We start from the raw sequence: 16,134 nt of genomic DNA on the forward strand, positions 1-16,134 counted from the left end.
CAATCACTGCACCAGATACGGTTTTCGGTATGGCTTTTCCTGGCGACCGAACACATCGTCCGCCGGGAAATCACCCATCAGATATGGGTGCATTCCCTGATTCTTGAGGTTTTGCAGGAACTTCCCGAATCCGGACAGTTCGACCATGGTTGGCACTTCGGTCAGATGGCTGGTCTGCTGCATGCCGATTTCTTCTAGAATGCCCTGCAAGGCATCCATCGGAGATTCAATGAAGTCGGCCAGCGTCCAACTGCGCATCCGCGCCTTGGTCCAGACCGATGTCAGCACCTCCAGCTGCTTGGTTTCAATTTGTTGCAGGCGCGCCGCCTCACTTCGGATTTCCGAGAAGTTCATATTGGACCGGAACAGTGGGATCGCCCAAGCGCCGGTGATGACCGAAATCTGAGCGTTTTTGTCCCGCGCCAGAAACCAGTTGATTTCCTGAGTGTCCCGCGGGCTGAACTGGAAACACTGGCGTTCACCGCGCGTATTCCAGATCAGGTTCGACAAAAAGGCGGTCGGGTTATAGTCCCGCAGCGCCGCACTGTCGCTGAGGGCGCCATTTGTTATGGCTTCTCCTTGCGAAAATTCGGCGCGTTCCGGCCCGAATAGATGCCCGTGGACTCTGGCCCCGGTGGTTGCGGCTAACCAAGGTTCGAAATCCTCGAACAGTTCCGAAAAGCCTTGGAATACGGAATATTGTGACGATGTCAGACCGTTTTCACTGCCATGGCGGGGAAACCGGCTTTGCATATACAGCCCGTCGCGCCCGCGGGTTCGCCGTTCCACCGCTTTGGAAAATACGCGATCGATCTTGCCCGGATTGGGCTCTGCCGGTTTCATCGCCCCGGCCTGATCTGTCAGGAATGCCTGGTACAATCGCTCTGCGCGGGGCCAGATTTTACGGGCGACAAAACAATCCGATCGGCGCAGCAATTGCAGATGATCGTCATAGAAGATGTGCGGGCGGCCCTGGTAATCGAATTTGGACAGCGTCAGGGACCTGCTTTCAATATGCGTGGAATACAAGCGCGCCAGCGTCTGGAAATAGCTTTCATCCGGAATCCAGACATGACGGAAATACTTGTCATACAGCTTGCGCCTGGGGTCTTGAAGGATTGCCGACAGCGTTTGGCGGGTCAGGCACCACCACTGGCTTCCCATATGCGGAACCAGTCCGTCGGGGATTTTCCTGCGAAAGCCCATCAGACGCTGAAGTTTTACATATGCGTCGAATAGTTTGCGATGCTTGCGCCACGAAAACGGAAACCGCAGGGTGAACCGTTCATGATCCAGCCCGCCGATGGTCCAGCTGACATCGGATGTCGTCGCGCTTTCGATGAAATCGACACGCGGCCGGTCTGACAGGTAATCGATCAGTTCCTGAACCGGTCGCAAGGGCAGGCAGGCCCCCGAGGCAAGAAATACATGCCGAACTTCGGGGAAACGCTCCAGCATCAACTCGGACGCGCTTTGCGAGGCGGCAACGATACCCCAGCCACCCCAATCGCAGCGATGTCGGTCAGAAAACACGATCGATGGATTGTTCGAACAGGACGCAACAAACCGGGAAAAAACAGTGTCTGGCACCTTGCGATCCACATGGATGACCACCGGGCACCCTGCTGCTGTCCAGTGGCGTGCGACCTGCTCGGCGCGGTCCAGCGAAGTATGAACCAACATGACAATACCCAGACCGCTCATGCCCAGTTTCCTTTCGACATGAGGCCCAGGATCTCAAGCTGTCGCCAGTTGATGTAGGCCTCGGACCATTCGCACCAGAAAACAGGCTTGTCCTCAAGCCGGGTTGCATATGCCTTGTATTCGCCCGAGCCCCGGTAATGCTGGCCACGCAGCAATTCCTCGCGGGCTTTTTCCCCAAGAGTATTGATCAACTTGGCATGAAGCAGTGACCCGCTGGCCTTTTCGCCGCCCCATTCGTCGTAAACCTGGTTAAGCCCGCGCGGCAAAAGCGAATGGGTCGAGCTGACATAAACATAGCGCCGGTTCCATTTTACCAGCGGAATCTTGTTCAGCGCCGGTGCTTTGGAGGGGTTGTCCTGAAAGAACACGCGCGCCCGTGGACCCCCTTGAATCCAAAGGTTCTTGTACTCGGGGTTCTTGGTGATCATGTAATTCCCGGGATCGAACCAGCGCGCGATTTCGAACGGGTTCTGACCTTCGGCATAGGGGTCGGCGTCCACCGGACCTTCGGGGTACATGTCGATCAGCATCGTGCCAAAACTGCGCACGGCACTGCCATCCAGCCAGTCCGTCAAGGCTCGGATTGGACGGGTGTCGCAGAACGGATAGATGAAGAATTCGTCCGGATCGACGCTCAGCACCCAGTGATCGTGCGCGTATTTGCGCAGCAGATAGTTCGACCAGTCCAGACCATAGCTTGCCCGTTTGTAGCTGGTCGTCGTCCGCCAGACCGAAACGTCAGCCTGTTCTTTTAAAAATTCAAAACTGCCATCATCGCTGTTGTTGTCGACAAACAGAAAATGGTTGATGCCCAATTTGCGATAATATTCAAGAAAGAAGGGCAGGCGAATTTTCTCGTTCCGCACAACACTCATCAGCAGGATATCATCACGCCGTATGGCCTGTGTGTTGTTGCTGACTGGCTTGAGCTCGCGGCGTCGTTTGAGGCAGCGCAGAATACGGCGCTTGCGCCGCAATCTCATTTTGTAGGACTCAAACAGGCTCACGTGACTGCCCAACCTTTTTATAACGCGAGCTTTCCCCGAACCAGCCGTGACAGTTGGCACGACATGGCATTACCGGTTTATGCCATCTTTGCATCTTCTGACGCAACGTCTTTAAAACCCGCAAACTGTAAACGTGCGGTTGATGCCCTTGTTTTCGTTTTCAATCCCAGCCTCCGCCGTTCATCAGACCCAACTGTTCCAGCTGGCTCCACCCGGTGTAGCGCACCGATTGTGGGGTCCACATGTCCGGCTGGTCGATTATCCCATCGTAGTATGGCCCGAATTGGTCCGGATCATGAAAATGTTGGCGTCGCTGCTTCTCGGTAGTGGATTTCTCGATAACGTCCGGCAGGAACTTCGTGTGCAGCAACACGCCCGACGGGGTATCGCCGCCCGGGCCATCATAGGTTTCGTTCAGGCAGCGCGGCAGGGCAGAATGGCATGAGTTCACATAGGCATAGCGCCGCGACCAGCGCATCAGCGGGATCTTGTTCAGCGTGGGTGATCTTTGCCGGGTTTGCGTAAAGAAAATACGTTCCCGCGCGCCACCCTGCACCCACAGATTGCCCATCGGGCTTTGCCGCTGCGCGCGATACGGTCCTGCATCGAACCAGCACAGCAGATTTGTGGGGTCGGTGTCCGGGTCATAAGCCGCATCACCCAAGGGGCCCTTGGGATAGAGGTCCAGCATCAGCGTCCCGAACCCGATCTTCCCGTGCAGGTCCAGCCAGGTTGTCAGGTCATGCAGGGACCGGGTGTCGCAGTGGGCATAGACCAGCAGTTCATCCGCATCCACCATCAGGCACCAGTGGCGGTGGCCATAGCGCATCTGCAACCAGGTCAGCCAGTCCAGGCCAAACCGCGATCCACGATAGCTGGAATGGGTTCTCCACACCGAGACATCCGGTTGATCTTGCAGATACTCGGATGATCCATCGTCGCTGCCGTTGTCGACGATCAGAAAATGATCGACGCCCAAGGCGCGATAGTGACGAAAGAACCAGGGCAGGCGGATGATTTCATTGCGCAAGGTGACAAAGGCCAATATGTCACCCCGCTGGATTCGGGATGTCTGATCCTTCTGGCGGGTCAACTGATGTCGGCTGCGCAGCGACCTCCAGAGCAGCCGCCGGCGTTTCCAGCGCAACCTGTACTTCCGTGCCCATCCGATCCGGGGAAGTGTCAAAGCAGAGCTGGATGTCACCGGGTCCTCATTTTTCGTAGTGGCCGTTCTGGTGCCAGCGCCAGGCGTCTGCGATCATCGTCTCTAACGTAGATCTTTTTGGCTTCCATCCCAGTTCAATTTCAGCCCGCACAGAACCAGATACCAGCTTGGTGCAATCTCCTGCCCGACGAGGGCCCACTGTATACGGCACGGGACGGTTGGTGACGGACCTGGATTGCTCGATCACCTCAAGAACGGAAAACCCGGACCCGGTGCCCAGATTGAAGACACGGCTGCCTTTGCCCTGTTCCAGCCAGCCCAGCCCCAGAATATGCGCATCTACCAGATCGCAAACATGTACATAATCGCGGATACAGGTGCCGTCGGGCGTATCATAATCTGTGCCAAAGACGGTCAGACCGTCCCGCTTGCCGTCAATCGCGTCCAACATCAGCGGGATCAGATGGGTTTCGGGGCGGTGAAACTCGCCCACGTCCCCTTCGGGGTCTGCACCTGCAACGTTGAAATACCGGAAGATGACATGGCGCAGCCCATGAGCCGCCTCGAAATCCTTGAGGATATCTTCGATCGCGCGTTTTGATGCCCCGTAGGCGTTCAGGGGATACTGGGCAGTGGATTCATCAAGAACCACATTGTCGTGCTCGCCATATGTGGCACATGTGGACGAAAATACGAAATCCAGACAGCCGGCCTCGACGGCTGCTTCAATCAGAGTCAGCGAGCCCGTGACATTGTTCGACCAATACACGCCGGGCTGGCGCATGGCATCGCCAACCTGGCTGAGCGCCGCGAAATGCATCACCGCATCTGGCTTGTGTTTCGCGAACACCTCATCCAGGCGGTCCCGGTCCAAAAGGTCGCCCTGTTCAAAAGGGCCAAATTGCACCGCATCCTGCCAACCCGTGATCAGGTTGTCGTAGGTCACAGGAAGGTAACCTGCCTGCGCAAGCGCCTTGCAGGCATGTGAGCCGATATACCCGGCACCACCGGTGACAAGAATTGTCTTCATGGCATATCCATTGGGGCTGGTTGAGGCACAGTTTCTACAGGGGCGCCGTCAGAGTCATGGGGAAAAGACGTCACTCCAGCCCCATGGCTGCCATCATCTCTTCGATCTTGGGCACGTCCTGCGGGTTGTTCAGTTCCCAGAACTGACGGCCCCTTGCCTCGACCTCGACGCACAGAACCTTGCGCCCGTTTTCCATGAACCTGAGCTGTTCCAGGCCTTCCAGCTGTTCCAGAGGCCCGGCTGGCCAGCCCGGATACGCCGCAAGGGCGTCGGGCCGATAGGCGTAAACGCCGACATGGTGAAACACGGGTGTCGCTTCATCGCCGGCGTATGTCTGCGACGTGAAGGGAACAACCTCTTTCGAGAAGTACATCGCACTGTGATCGCGTCCGAACACTGCCGTCGTTCCACCTACACGGCCATGCTTGCGGTCGTTCAGCAGACTGTTCAACGCGCTGCCGTCACAGCGCAGGACAGGGGTCGCAACACCGGCATCCGGGGCGGCGCGCAGGCCGGAAACCAGATCTTCGACAAACCAATGCGGGGTCAGCGGAGCGTCGCCTTGCAGGTTGACGATGATTTCATACCCGCCACCCAGAACCTCATGCGCCTCGGCGCATCGTTCGGTGCCGTTCTGACAGTTTTCCGAGGTCATCACGACCTCGGCCCCAAAACCCTCGGACACGTCGCGAATGCGCTCATCATCCGTCGCAACAACAACGCGATCGACACCCGAGACTGACATGGCTGCACGCCAGGACCGTTCGATCAGTGTCATGGATGCGCCTTTTGCGCCGGTCAGGGGAACCAGTGGCTTGCCGGGATAGCGGGTCGAGGCGTAACGGGCGGGAATGGCAATCAGAACGGACATCAGGCTTCCTTCAGTTCAACACCCGGAGCGTAAGCAATAAAGAACGGATTTGCATAGCCGTCCTTGCCATAAACCAACGGAGTATGGTCGTCAAAACGCACAACCTGGCCACCGGCTCCGGCCAGTACCGCGTGGCCTGCCGCCGTATCCCATTCCATCGTGCGCCCGACGCGCGGATAGATATCCGCTTCGCCCGTGGCAACCAGACAGAACTTGAGCGACGAACCCGCGCTTTTGCTGTCCTTCACATGATATTTGTTGATGTAGTCCTCGGTGGCCTGATCCCTGTGGGACTTCGACGCCACGACCAAAAGCCCGGAATTATCCGGTTCAGAGACTGATATGGGCGTCAAAGAACCGGTCTCGTTTTTGTCGAAAGCGCCCGTTTCCTCGACCGCGCGGCCATCAGCCAGCGTGAAGAACATACGACCCCGCGCCGGGGCATAGACCACTCCCCGGGTTGGCACTCCGTTTTCGACAAGCGCGATGTTGACGGTAAAGTCGCCGCGACGGTTGATGAATTCCTTGGTGCCGTCCAGCGGATCAACAATGAGGAAAGTATCGCCTTTTTCCGAATGCGAAGCGGCCTGTTCTTCGGTGATCAGAAGAATATCCGGGAATGCCGCACGCAAGCCTGCCGAAATCAATGCATCAGCGGCTTCGTCTGCCACGGTCACAGGGCTGGAGTCGGATTTGACTTTGACATCGAAATCATCCGCCTCGTAGATTTCCATGATCTTGTCGCCTGCCTCCAGAGCCAGTCGCCGGATGACGGGAATAAGCGCATCGTAGGTCACAAAAAAGCTCCGTTCCTGTGGTTTGTTGATCCAAAATCGCGATCGACTTATGATGCGGCGGTTACGGAACGGCAAGATATTCATGCCAGTTTAGAGGCGACGAAGCAGAAAAGACCCTTTGAATGTTCTATTTCAAGCGCAACCAAACGCTGCTGGGCGGCGCTTTCACGACGGCTGAGCTGGTATTCCATGCCACCGTGCGAAAGGTGCGCTCGCAACATCCGAATGCAATAGTCGCCATCCTGATCAATGTTTTGCAGCTTGTGGTGATGGGAACCACTTTCTACCTGCTCATGTCACTGATGGGCCGGGGCGGAATTCCAAAGATCAGGGGCGAATTTCTGCTGTATGTTCTGTCCGGCGTGTTCCCTTTCATGCTGCACATCCAGTCAATAGGCGCGATTTCAGGGGTTGGGTCCGCGAACAATCCGATGATGCTCCATTCGCCGATGAATGTGATGGTGACGATCCTGTCTGCGGCGCTCGGTATTCTTTACAAGCAACTGCTGGCTATGTTCGTGATCCTGTTCATCTACAGCGTCGCGGTCGCCCCGATCGAGGTGCAGGATCCCGGCGGTGCTTTCGCGATGCTGATATTGGCCTGGTTTACCGGATGCGCCGTGGGTTTGGTGTTCATGGCGATGAAACCCTGGTTTCCGACGACTGTGGGAATGCTCACCAATATCTACCGTCGCCTGAACATGGTGTTTTCGGGAAAGATGTTCGTCGCAAACACGCTGGGCGGCGGATTGCTGATGATGTTCGCCTGGAACCCGCTGTTTCATATTATCGACCAGTGCCGGGGCTTCATCTTCCGAAACTACTTTCCGAGAAACACAAGTTGGGAATACGCGCTATGGGTCGGGATAGCTTTGTTGATGATCGGTTTGATGGCTGAGTTTTTCACGCGCCAGCATGTTTCACAAAGCTGGAACGCGCGCCGCTAACATGCGACCCGCAGCGTCAAGTTGATCCGTCCGCCTTTTGGCAACAGCCGGGATGATCCGTATCTGATCCGATCGATTCCGTGATAGGCCAATCGTACCGGGCCGCCCATCACTACCACGTCGCCCGAGCCGAGCCAGATCGACTCGGTCTTGCCGCCACGGGTCGTGTTCCCAATCCGGAACAGGGCGTCATCGCCCAGGGAAACCGACAGAACGGGCCAGGAAAAATCTGCCTCGTCCTTGTCCTGATGCAGGCCCATTTTGGCGCCTTCCCCGTAGTAGTTGATCAAACAGCAATCCGGTGCGCGCTCGGTGCTGACCAGATCGTGCCAGATATCAAGAATGTTCGTGGGGATTTCAGGCCAGACCCCGCCTTTCGGGTGCTTGTCCTGATAGCGATAGCCTGCCTTGTCGGTCACCCATCCCAGATCCCCGGCCGAGGTCATTCTTACCGACATCTCCTTGCCCGAAGGCGTGACGGGTCGAAACAAGGGTGCCGCTTTCAGAATCGGTCGAAGGGCCGCGATCAGCCGTGCCTGGGCAGCAGGGTCAATATAGCCTTTCCTGATTTCGAACCCTCGCAAGACAACTCGCGTCATTCCGGAAACCCCAAACCTTTCCAATTTCTTGCCAAAAAAGACCTCAAATTCCCGAAAACCTGCACTCTACGGTGCTTGCAGGCCTCTTGCCTCGCCCTTATATACGCCGGGACGCGCGATGGTAGTGCTGTCGCGCACATCAGATCGGGGGTGGGATGCCATAAAGGGTCCGACCCTCGGGACATCGCCTTGAAGAGAAAGGGATTGCAAAAATGGGAAAAGTAATCGGGATTGACCTGGGAACCACGAACTCCTGCGTGGCCATCATGGAAGGCTCGCAGCCGAAGGTCATCGAAAACGCCGAAGGGGCGCGGACCACGCCTTCGATCGTCGCCTTCACCGAAGATGAGCGACTGGTCGGTCAGCCTGCAAAACGTCAGGCGGTCACCAACCCCGACAACACGATTTTTGGCGTCAAACGTCTGATCGGTCGTCGCGTGGATGATGCAGAAGTCGAAAAAGACAAGAAAATGGTGCCGTATTCCATCGTGAATGGCGGCAATGGTGATGCGTGGGTTGAAGCCCGCGGTGAAAAGTATTCCCCGAGCCAGATCTCGGCCTTCACTCTGGGCAAGATGAAGGAAACCGCCGAAAGCTATCTGGGTGAAGATGTCACGCAGGCGGTTATCACCGTTCCGGCATATTTCAACGACGCCCAGCGTCAGGCCACCAAAGACGCCGGTAAAATCGCCGGTCTGGAAGTGCTGCGGATCATCAACGAACCGACAGCGGCTGCGCTGGCCTATGGTCTGGACAAGGAAGAAACCCAAACCATCGCGGTTTATGACCTTGGTGGTGGTACCTTCGACGTGACCATTTTGGAAATCGACGACGGCCTGTTCGAGGTTAAGTCGACCAACGGCGACACCTTCCTGGGTGGTGAAGACTTTGACATGCGCATCGTCAACTACTTGGCGGATGAGTTCAAAAAGGAACACGGTGTCGATCTGTCTCAGGACAAGATGGCCCTGCAGCGTCTGAAAGAAGCCGCTGAAAAAGCCAAGATCGAACTGTCCTCGACCTCGCAGACCGAGATCAACCAGCCCTTCATCTCGATGGGCGCCAACGGTCAGCCGTTGCACATGGTCATGAAACTGACCCGTGCCAAGCTGGAATCGCTGGTGTCGGACCTGATCAAGAAGTCGCTGAAACCGTGCCAGGCCGCTCTGAAAGACGCGGGTCTGTCGGCTGCTGACGTGGACGAAGTTGTTCTGGTCGGTGGTATGACCCGGATGCCGAAAGTGATCGAAGAGGTCACCAAATTCTTCGGCAAAGAGCCGCACAAGGGCGTGAACCCGGACGAAGTGGTTGCCATGGGCGCCGCCATTCAGGCCGGTGTTCTTCAGGGCGACGTCAAAGACGTGGTTCTGCTGGACGTGACCCCGCTGTCGCTGGGTATCGAAACGCTGGGTGGCGTGTTCACCCGCCTGATCGACCGCAACACCACGATCCCGACCAAGAAGTCTCAGGTCTTCTCGACCGCCGAGGACAACCAGAACGCCGTGACCATCCGCGTGTTCCAGGGTGAGCGTGAAATGGCTGCGGACAACAAGATCCTCGGTCAGTTCAACCTTGAAGACATCCCGCCGGCACCGCGCGGCATGCCTCAGATCGAGGTGACTTTTGACATCGACGCCAACGGCATCGTCTCGGTTTCGGCCAAAGACAAAGGCACTGGCAAAGAACAGAAGATCACCATCCAGGCATCGGGCGGGCTGTCCGATGAGGATATCGAAAAGATGGTCAAGGACGCCGAAGAGAACGCGGAAGCCGATAAGGAACGCCGCGAGCTGATCGAGGCGAAGAACCAGGCGGAAAGCCTCATTCATTCGACCGAAAAGTCGATGGAAGAGCATTCCGACAAGGTCGACCCGACCACGATCGAAGCCATCGAGTTGGCGATCGCCGCGCTGAAGGACGAGCTGGAAACCGAAAATGCCGACAAGATCAAGTCGGGCATCCAGAACGTCACCGAAGCCGCGATGAAGTTGGGCGAAGCCATCTATAAGGCGCAAGCCGAAGAAGGCGAAGAGGAACCTGCTGCCGCAGACGCTGCACCAGGCGACGATGACATCGTTGACGCCGAGTTCGAAGACCTCGACGACGACAAGCGTAAGTAACGGGTAACCGGGCCAGTATGGGCCGGTCCGGATGCCGGGCCGGCCTATTTACGTTGAGGCGGAAGGAAACACTGATGTCAAAACGCGACTATTACGAAGTGCTCGGCGTGTCCAAGGGCGCTTCGGCGGATGAGATCAAGAAGGGTTTTCGTAGGAAAGCCAAAGAGCTGCACCCAGACCGCAACAAGGACAACCCGGATGCCGAGGCGCAGTTCAAGGAAGCCAACGAGGCTTACGACGTGCTGCGCGATGCCGAAAAGAAGGCGGCTTACGATCGCTTTGGCCATGCTGCATTTGAAAACGGCATGGGCGGCGGTGGCCGCCCCGGTGGCGGCTTTGGCGGTCAAGGCGACTTCTCCAGTGCATTTTCGGATGTATTTGACGACCTGTTCGGTGATTTCATGGGTGGTCAAAGGGGCGGCGGCGGACGTCGCGCCGCGCGCGGCTCGGACCTGCGCTACAACCTGCGTGTGACGCTGGAACAAGCCTACTCGGGCCTGCAAAAAACCATCAACGTGCCAACGGCCGTGGCGTGTTCGTCCTGCGAAGGTACCGGGGCTGAAGGTGGCGTTGAACCCACATCCTGCCCCACCTGTTCGGGCATGGGGAAAGTGCGGGCACAACAGGGCTTCTTTACGGTGGAACGGACTTGCCCGACCTGTTCGGGATTGGGTCAGATCATCAAGAACCCCTGTAAATCTTGTCAGGGGGCCGGCAGGGTCGAAAAAGACCGCGCTTTGTCGGTGAACATTCCTGCCGGTGTCGAAACCGGTACGCGAATTCGTCTGGCAGGCGAAGGTGAGGCGGGAATGCGCGGCGGCCCTCCGGGCGATCTGTATATTTTCGTCGAAGTGGCCGAGCACAAACTGTTCGAACGCGACAGCGTAAACCTCTACTGCCGCGTGCCGGTCAGCATGGCCAAGGCGGCGCTGGGCGGATCGATCGAGGTTCCGACCATTGATGGCGGTCGCGGCCGTGTTCAGATTCCGGCCGGAAGCCAGTCGGGTCGGCAAATGCGCCTGCGCGGCAAAGGCATGCCTGCGTTGCGCGGCGGTGGTGTTGGTGACATGTTCATTGAACTGGCCGTGGAAACCCCGGTCAACCTGACCAGCCGCCAGAAAGAACTTCTGCGCGAGTTTGATGATCTGGGTGAAGACAACCATCCGGAATCAAAAAGCTTTTTTTCGTCCGTCAAGTCTTTCTGGGATGGCATGAAAGGCTGAACGACCAGGAACGGGGGCTCTGCCCCCGCCGCCCTTTGGGCGACTCCCCCGGGATATTTTCAGCCAGATGAAGCAAGGGACCCTGTATTCATCTGGCGAAAAATATCCCGGAGCGCGAGGCAGAGCCTCGCATGTCACTGTCCTAAACATGCAGTTTTGGCCTTAGCAGAAAGCTGAAAGTGGCAATACATCTGGAAAATTGAGTCTTGATTCCGGCCCTCGACCCTGAGATTGTCCGCTTCAACCGTTGGGGTGCCCTTTGACAGGGCTGAGAGACGCAACCGCGTTAACCCATCGAACCTGATCCGGGCAATTCCGGCGTAGGGAACGGTCTCTTGAACACAGACGTTTTCTCTACTCCGTTGCCCATAGAAGATGGAGCAACGACATGGTGGCAATTGCCCTGACCATAGCAGGATCCGACAGTGGCGGCGGCGCGGGCATTCAGGCTGACCTGAAGGCAATGTCGGCGCTGGGTGTTTTTGGCACAAGTGTCATCACCGCCGTTACCGCGCAGAACACGCAAGCTGTCACCGCTGTGCATGGAATTCCGCTGGATGTGATTTCCGCCCAAATCGACGCGGTTCTGAACGATCTTGACGTCAGGGCCGTTAAAATCGGCATGCTTGGGACACCTGAGATCATTCATACGGTCGCCAGGGGCCTGGCGGCGTTCGACGGTCCCGTGGTTCTTGATCCGGTTATGATTGCAAAATCCGGCGACGCTCTGTTGGAGCAAGAGGCGGTCCGGACGCTGCGCGATGTGTTGTTGCCAACGGCGACTGTTCTTACGCCGAATCTGCCTGAGGCGGCGTGCCTGCTGAACATGCCAGCGGCAGAAACGCGTGAGCTGATGGCTGAACAGGGCCGGGCATTGTGCGCCTTGGGTGCGGGTGCAGTCGTGATGAAAGGCGGACACGGGTCAGGTGATATCTGCCACGATTTGCTGATCGATCCGTCGGGTGTCATGGCCGAGTTTCAGGCCCCACGTCAGGATACGAAAAACACCCATGGAACAGGATGCACCCTGTCGTCATCCATCACCGCCGGTTTGGCCAGGGGGCTGACCCTGAAGGACGCAGTTGCGCAGGCGCATGACTATCTGCAAGGGGCCATCGCGCGCGCGGATGAGTTGAATGTCGGCGCTGGGCACGGGCCGGTGCATCATTTCCACCGGGTTTGGCCCTCGTGACGCTTTGGTCTGTCATAGGGGCAGGGGTTGCCGGTCTTGCCGTTGCCAGCGAACTGGTGTCGCGCGGTGCAAAAGTGCAGATATTCGACCCCGGCGGGCCACCGGGCCCGCATGGGTGTTCATGGTGGGCCGGAGGAATGCTGGCACCTTGGTGCGAATATGAAAACGCGGAAGAACCGGTGTTGCGTCTGGGGCAGTCCGCGATGGAATGGTGGGCCCAACGCACCAAAGTGACCCAGCGGGGAACGCTTGTTGTCGCAAGTGCCCGTGATGTGCCGGACCTGCGCCGATTTGCGCGTCGAACAAAAGAGTTCACCAAGGTCGAACGGGCAGAAATATCTGAATTAGAGCCTGATCTGACGGGGTTTGGCCAAGGCCTGTTCTTCGAACGCGAAGCCCATGTTGATCCGCGTCAGGCGCTGCAAGATCTGTATCGTCAACTGCAAAGCCAGGGCGTCGTGTTCCACCGGAAGCTGGCGCCCGCCCAGTTGGAGAATGCAATTGACTGCCGTGGCCTTCACGCCCGCGAATACCTACATGATCTGCGCGGCGTGAAGGGTGAGATGCTGGTCATACGATGCCCTGACGTGGAGCTGACGCGCCCGGTTCGTTTGCTGCACCCGCGAATGCCGCTTTATATCGTTCCGCGCGGCGGCGGCGTCTACATGTTGGGTGCGACCATGATCGAATCCGAGGATAGCAGCCGCATTACCGCCCGTTCGATGCTGGAATTGCTCAGCGCGGCCTATGCCGTGAACCCGGCTTTTGGTGAAGCCGAAGTGTTGGAGATAGGCGTCGATCTGCGCCCCGCCTTTCCCGACAACTTACCGCGCATCCGGCGTTTGGGCCGCACGATCTATGCCAACGGGCTTTATCGCCACGGATATCTGTTGGCACCGGCGCTGGCGCGGGGTGTTGCGGATCTGGCGCTGAACAACACACATTCGGAGATGGTAGATGAAGATCGTGCTTAACGGCGAGACGCGCGAGGTGCGCGCCGAAACCCTGTCGGAATTGTTGGACGAATGCGGTTTCTCGGGCCGTGTGGCCACCGCCGTGAACGAAGAATTCGTACCCTCAAGCCTGCGCGTCGCTCACAAGCTGGCCGAAGGTGACCGGGTCGAGGTCGTCGCACCGATGCAGGGGGGCTGAAGATGAAAACGTTTTACGGCACTGAACTGCCCAACTCACTGATGCTGGGCACGGCGCAATATCCAAGCCCGGCCATTCTGGAACAGGCGTTTCGCGAAAGCGGTGCAGGCGTTGCCACTGTATCCTTGCGGCGTGAAGCGGGTGCAGGCCAGACCTTTTGGAACATGATCCGCGAATTGGGAGTTCTGATCCTGCCCAATACGGCCGGTTGCCATACGGTGAAAGAGGCCGTGACGACCGCCCATATGGCCCGCGAAGTGTTCGAGACCCGATGGATCAAGCTGGAACTCATCGGACATACGGACAGTCTGCAACCGGACGTTTTCCAACTGGTAGAAGCCGCCCGCATTCTGACCGAGGATGGGTTCGAGGTGTTTCCCTACACCACCGATGATCTGATCGTGGGCGAACGCCTGTTGGAAGCAGGATGCGAGGTGCTGATGCCCTGGGGCGCACCGATCGGGTCAGGACGCGGGCTGAACAACGAATACGCCCTGCGTGCGATGCGGGCCGAATTTCCTGATATTCCCCTGGTGGTGGACGCCGGTATCGGCTTGCCCAGCCACGCGGCCCGCGCGATGGAGCTGGGCTTTGACGCGGTTCTGCTGAACACCGCTGTGGCCCGTGCCGGAGATCCGGTTCTGATGGCCAAGGCGATGGCGCAGGCTACCCTTGCCGGGCAATTGGCCCATCAGGCCGACCCGATCGAGCCGCGCGATATGGCGGAACCTTCTACTCCTGTTGTTGGAAAGGCCTTCCTGTCATGACGCTGGACCGTTTCTATCCGATCTTTGATCACCCGGACTGGCTGCGGCGGATGTTGCCGCTGGGTGTCAAGCTGGTGCAGCTGCGCATAAAGGATCAGCCAGACGATGCGGTGCGCGACCAGATCGCAGTCTCACGCGAATTGTGCCGCGACCATGGGGCGGTTCTGGTGATCAATGACTATTGGCAACACGCGATCGATCTGGGCTGCGACTGGATCCATCTGGGGCAGGAAGATCTGGACGACGCCGACCTAAAAGCCATCCGAAAAGCGGGTCTGAAACTGGGCGTTTCCACCCATGACGACGATGAGCTTGAGCGTGTGCTGGCCATGGATCCCGATTACGTGGCATTGGGCCCGGTCTACCCCACCATTCTGAAAAAGATGAAATGGCACCAGCAGGGCCTGCCCCGCGTAACGGAATGGAAGGCGCGGGTTGGTGATATTCCCTTGGTCGGTATTGGCGGCATGAGTGTCGAGCGCGCAGCCGGTGTGCTGAAGGCCGGGGCGGACATGGTCTCGGCAGTCACGGATATCACCCTGAACCCCGACCCCGAAGCACGGGTGCGCGCGTGGATCGAGGTCACACGATGAGTCGATATGCCCGCCAGACGCTTTTGCCCGAAGTCGGGGCACAGGGGCAGGTACGCCTGTCGGCGGCCCGTGTTCTGGTCGTTGGTGCGGGCGGTCTGGCTGCACCGGTTCTGCCACTTTTGACAGGGGCCGGGGTGGGACGGATCACGGTCATGGACGGGGATACCGTCGATCTGTCGAACCTGCACCGTCAAACGTTTTTCTCCGAGGCCGATTGCGGGCAACCCAAGGCAGAAACCGCCGCCGCCCGTTGCCGCGCGCTGAATGATGACACCGATGTCATCGGTCTGAATCAGGCTCTGACCGTTGAAAATGCGCCTGGTTCGGTGTCGCAAGCCGATATCATTCTGGATTGTGCCGACAGCTACGCAGCCAGCTACATCCTGTCGGATACGTGTCTGGCGCAGGGCAAACCTTTGATCAGCGCCTCGGTGCTGGGGCTTTCGGGTTATGTGGGCGGTTTCTGCGGCGGGGGCCCATCGCTGCGCGCTGTATTTCCCGATGCACCGGACAGTGGCGCCAGCTGCGCCACTGCGGGGGTTCTGGGCCCCGTGGTTGGCGTGATCGGGGCGATGCAGGCGCAGATGGCGCTCAGCTTGATCCTTGGACTTGATCCCTCACCCCTTGGGCAGTTGGTTCAATATGACGCAAGAACCCTGCGCAGCACCGGGTTTCGCTTTGATGACGCACCCGAGCCCGGCAACTGCTTTCGCTTTCTGTCCGCAAGCCAGCTGAAGGGCACGGATCAGATCATCGAGCTGCGCAGTTCGCAGGAAGCCCCTGTTCCCATCCATTCGAACGCGACGCGCATTTCGCCGGATAATTTGCGCGAAATAGACCCTAATGGCGGAAAAAGGCTGGCTCTTTGCTGTGCCACCGGTTTGCGGGCATGGCGTGCCGCAGAACAAATTCAACCAGATTGGCCGGGCGAGATTGTCCTCGTCGCGGCCTCAACCTCGTGAAGAAA

General features: G+C 58.1%; 16 protein-coding genes and 1 riboswitch. Of the genes, 9 read left to right on the plus strand and 7 right to left on the minus strand.

The window, feature by feature from the left end:
* Positions 1–3: 3 nt before the first annotated feature.
* The 6 genes from I9185_RS11700 to cysQ all read right to left on the minus strand — a co-directional run bounded on the left by I9185_RS11700 (position 4) and on the right by cysQ (position 6,574).
* Complete coding sequence (locus I9185_RS11700; RefSeq protein WP_209834354.1) at positions 4–1,704, minus strand: beta-1,6-N-acetylglucosaminyltransferase; 1,701 nt, start codon at positions 1,702–1,704, stop codon at positions 4–6.
* Positions 1,701–2,687: a glycosyltransferase family 2 protein gene (locus I9185_RS11705; protein ID WP_210093145.1), complete on the minus strand. Its 987-nt coding sequence runs from the start codon at positions 2,685–2,687 to the stop codon at positions 1,701–1,703. The genes I9185_RS11700 and I9185_RS11705 overlap by 4 nt, the downstream gene beginning before the upstream one ends.
* 184 nt (positions 2,688–2,871) lie before the next feature.
* Positions 2,872–3,915 carry a glycosyltransferase family 2 protein gene (locus I9185_RS11710; protein WP_210093146.1) on the minus strand — a complete coding sequence of 348 codons (1,044 nt, stop codon included), beginning with the start codon at positions 3,913–3,915 and terminating at the stop codon, positions 2,872–2,874.
* Positions 3,916–3,922: 7 nt separating this feature from the next.
* A complete protein-coding gene (galE, locus tag I9185_RS11715) occupies positions 3,923–4,906 on the minus strand; it encodes a UDP-glucose 4-epimerase GalE (protein ID WP_210093147.1) in 984 nt (327 codons plus the stop codon).
* A 70-nt stretch (positions 4,907–4,976) separates the two neighbouring features.
* Positions 4,977–5,777 (minus strand): manno-octulosonate cytidylyltransferase, encoded by an 801-nt coding sequence (locus I9185_RS11720; RefSeq protein ID WP_210093148.1) that lies wholly within the window; start codon positions 5,775–5,777, stop codon positions 4,977–4,979.
* Positions 5,777–6,574, minus strand: coding sequence for a 3'(2'),5'-bisphosphate nucleotidase CysQ (gene cysQ / locus I9185_RS11725; RefSeq protein WP_171724025.1), 798 nt, complete (start codon positions 6,572–6,574; stop codon positions 5,777–5,779). Before cysQ ends, I9185_RS11720 begins: the two co-directional genes overlap by 1 nt.
* Positions 6,575–6,696: 122 nt before the next feature.
* Between cysQ and I9185_RS11730 the strand changes: the two genes are divergently transcribed.
* The gene (locus I9185_RS11730) at positions 6,697–7,521 is read left to right on the plus strand and encodes an ABC transporter permease (RefSeq protein ID WP_171616598.1); all 825 of its coding nucleotides are present in this window, start codon (positions 6,697–6,699) and stop codon (positions 7,519–7,521) included.
* Here the strand turns inward: I9185_RS11730 and I9185_RS11735 are convergent.
* Complete coding sequence (locus I9185_RS11735; protein ID WP_210093149.1) at positions 7,518–8,120, minus strand: alpha-ketoglutarate-dependent dioxygenase AlkB; 603 nt, start codon at positions 8,118–8,120, stop codon at positions 7,518–7,520. The genes I9185_RS11730 and I9185_RS11735 overlap by 4 nt on opposite strands.
* 212 nt (positions 8,121–8,332) lie before the next feature.
* Here I9185_RS11735 and dnaK point away from each other — a divergent pair, with 212 nt between their 5' ends.
* The 8 genes from dnaK (at position 8,333) to I9185_RS11775 (ending at position 16,129) form a co-directional block, all read left to right on the plus strand.
* Positions 8,333–10,240 carry a molecular chaperone DnaK gene (dnaK, locus tag I9185_RS11740; protein ID WP_209834348.1) on the plus strand — a complete coding sequence of 636 codons (1,908 nt, stop codon included), beginning with the start codon at positions 8,333–8,335 and terminating at the stop codon, positions 10,238–10,240.
* Between the two features lie 74 nt (positions 10,241–10,314).
* Positions 10,315–11,463: a molecular chaperone DnaJ gene (gene dnaJ, locus I9185_RS11745; protein ID WP_171635418.1), complete on the plus strand. Its 1,149-nt coding sequence runs from the start codon at positions 10,315–10,317 to the stop codon at positions 11,461–11,463.
* Positions 11,464–11,701: 238 nt separating this feature from the next.
* Positions 11,702–11,807: riboswitch (TPP riboswitch) on the plus strand.
* 44 nt (positions 11,808–11,851) lie between these two features.
* Positions 11,852–12,655, plus strand: coding sequence for a bifunctional hydroxymethylpyrimidine kinase/phosphomethylpyrimidine kinase (gene thiD / locus I9185_RS11750; RefSeq protein ID WP_210093150.1), 804 nt, complete (start codon positions 11,852–11,854; stop codon positions 12,653–12,655).
* Positions 12,652–13,629: a glycine oxidase ThiO gene (gene thiO, locus I9185_RS11755; RefSeq protein ID WP_210093151.1), complete on the plus strand. Its 978-nt coding sequence runs from the start codon at positions 12,652–12,654 to the stop codon at positions 13,627–13,629. Before thiD ends, thiO begins: the two co-directional genes overlap by 4 nt.
* Entirely contained in the window at positions 13,613–13,807 is a 195-nt protein-coding gene (thiS, locus tag I9185_RS11760) for a sulfur carrier protein ThiS (RefSeq protein ID WP_171635425.1), read from the plus strand. The genes thiO and thiS overlap by 17 nt, the downstream gene beginning before the upstream one ends.
* Before the next feature lie 2 nt (positions 13,808–13,809).
* A complete protein-coding gene (locus I9185_RS11765; protein WP_171635428.1) occupies positions 13,810–14,574 on the plus strand; it encodes a thiazole synthase in 765 nt (254 codons plus the stop codon).
* Positions 14,571–15,167 carry a thiamine phosphate synthase gene (locus I9185_RS11770; RefSeq protein ID WP_210093152.1) on the plus strand — a complete coding sequence of 199 codons (597 nt, stop codon included), beginning with the start codon at positions 14,571–14,573 and terminating at the stop codon, positions 15,165–15,167. Before I9185_RS11765 ends, I9185_RS11770 begins: the two co-directional genes overlap by 4 nt.
* A complete protein-coding gene (locus I9185_RS11775; protein WP_210093153.1) occupies positions 15,164–16,129 on the plus strand; it encodes a HesA/MoeB/ThiF family protein in 966 nt (321 codons plus the stop codon). The genes I9185_RS11770 and I9185_RS11775 overlap by 4 nt, the downstream gene beginning before the upstream one ends.
* The last annotated feature ends 5 nt before the right edge of the window (positions 16,130–16,134 follow it).

Origin of the sequence: Ruegeria sp. HKCCSP346 (genome assembly GCF_017872595.1) — a bacterium.
Lineage (GTDB): Bacteria > Pseudomonadota > Alphaproteobacteria > Rhodobacterales > Rhodobacteraceae > Ruegeria.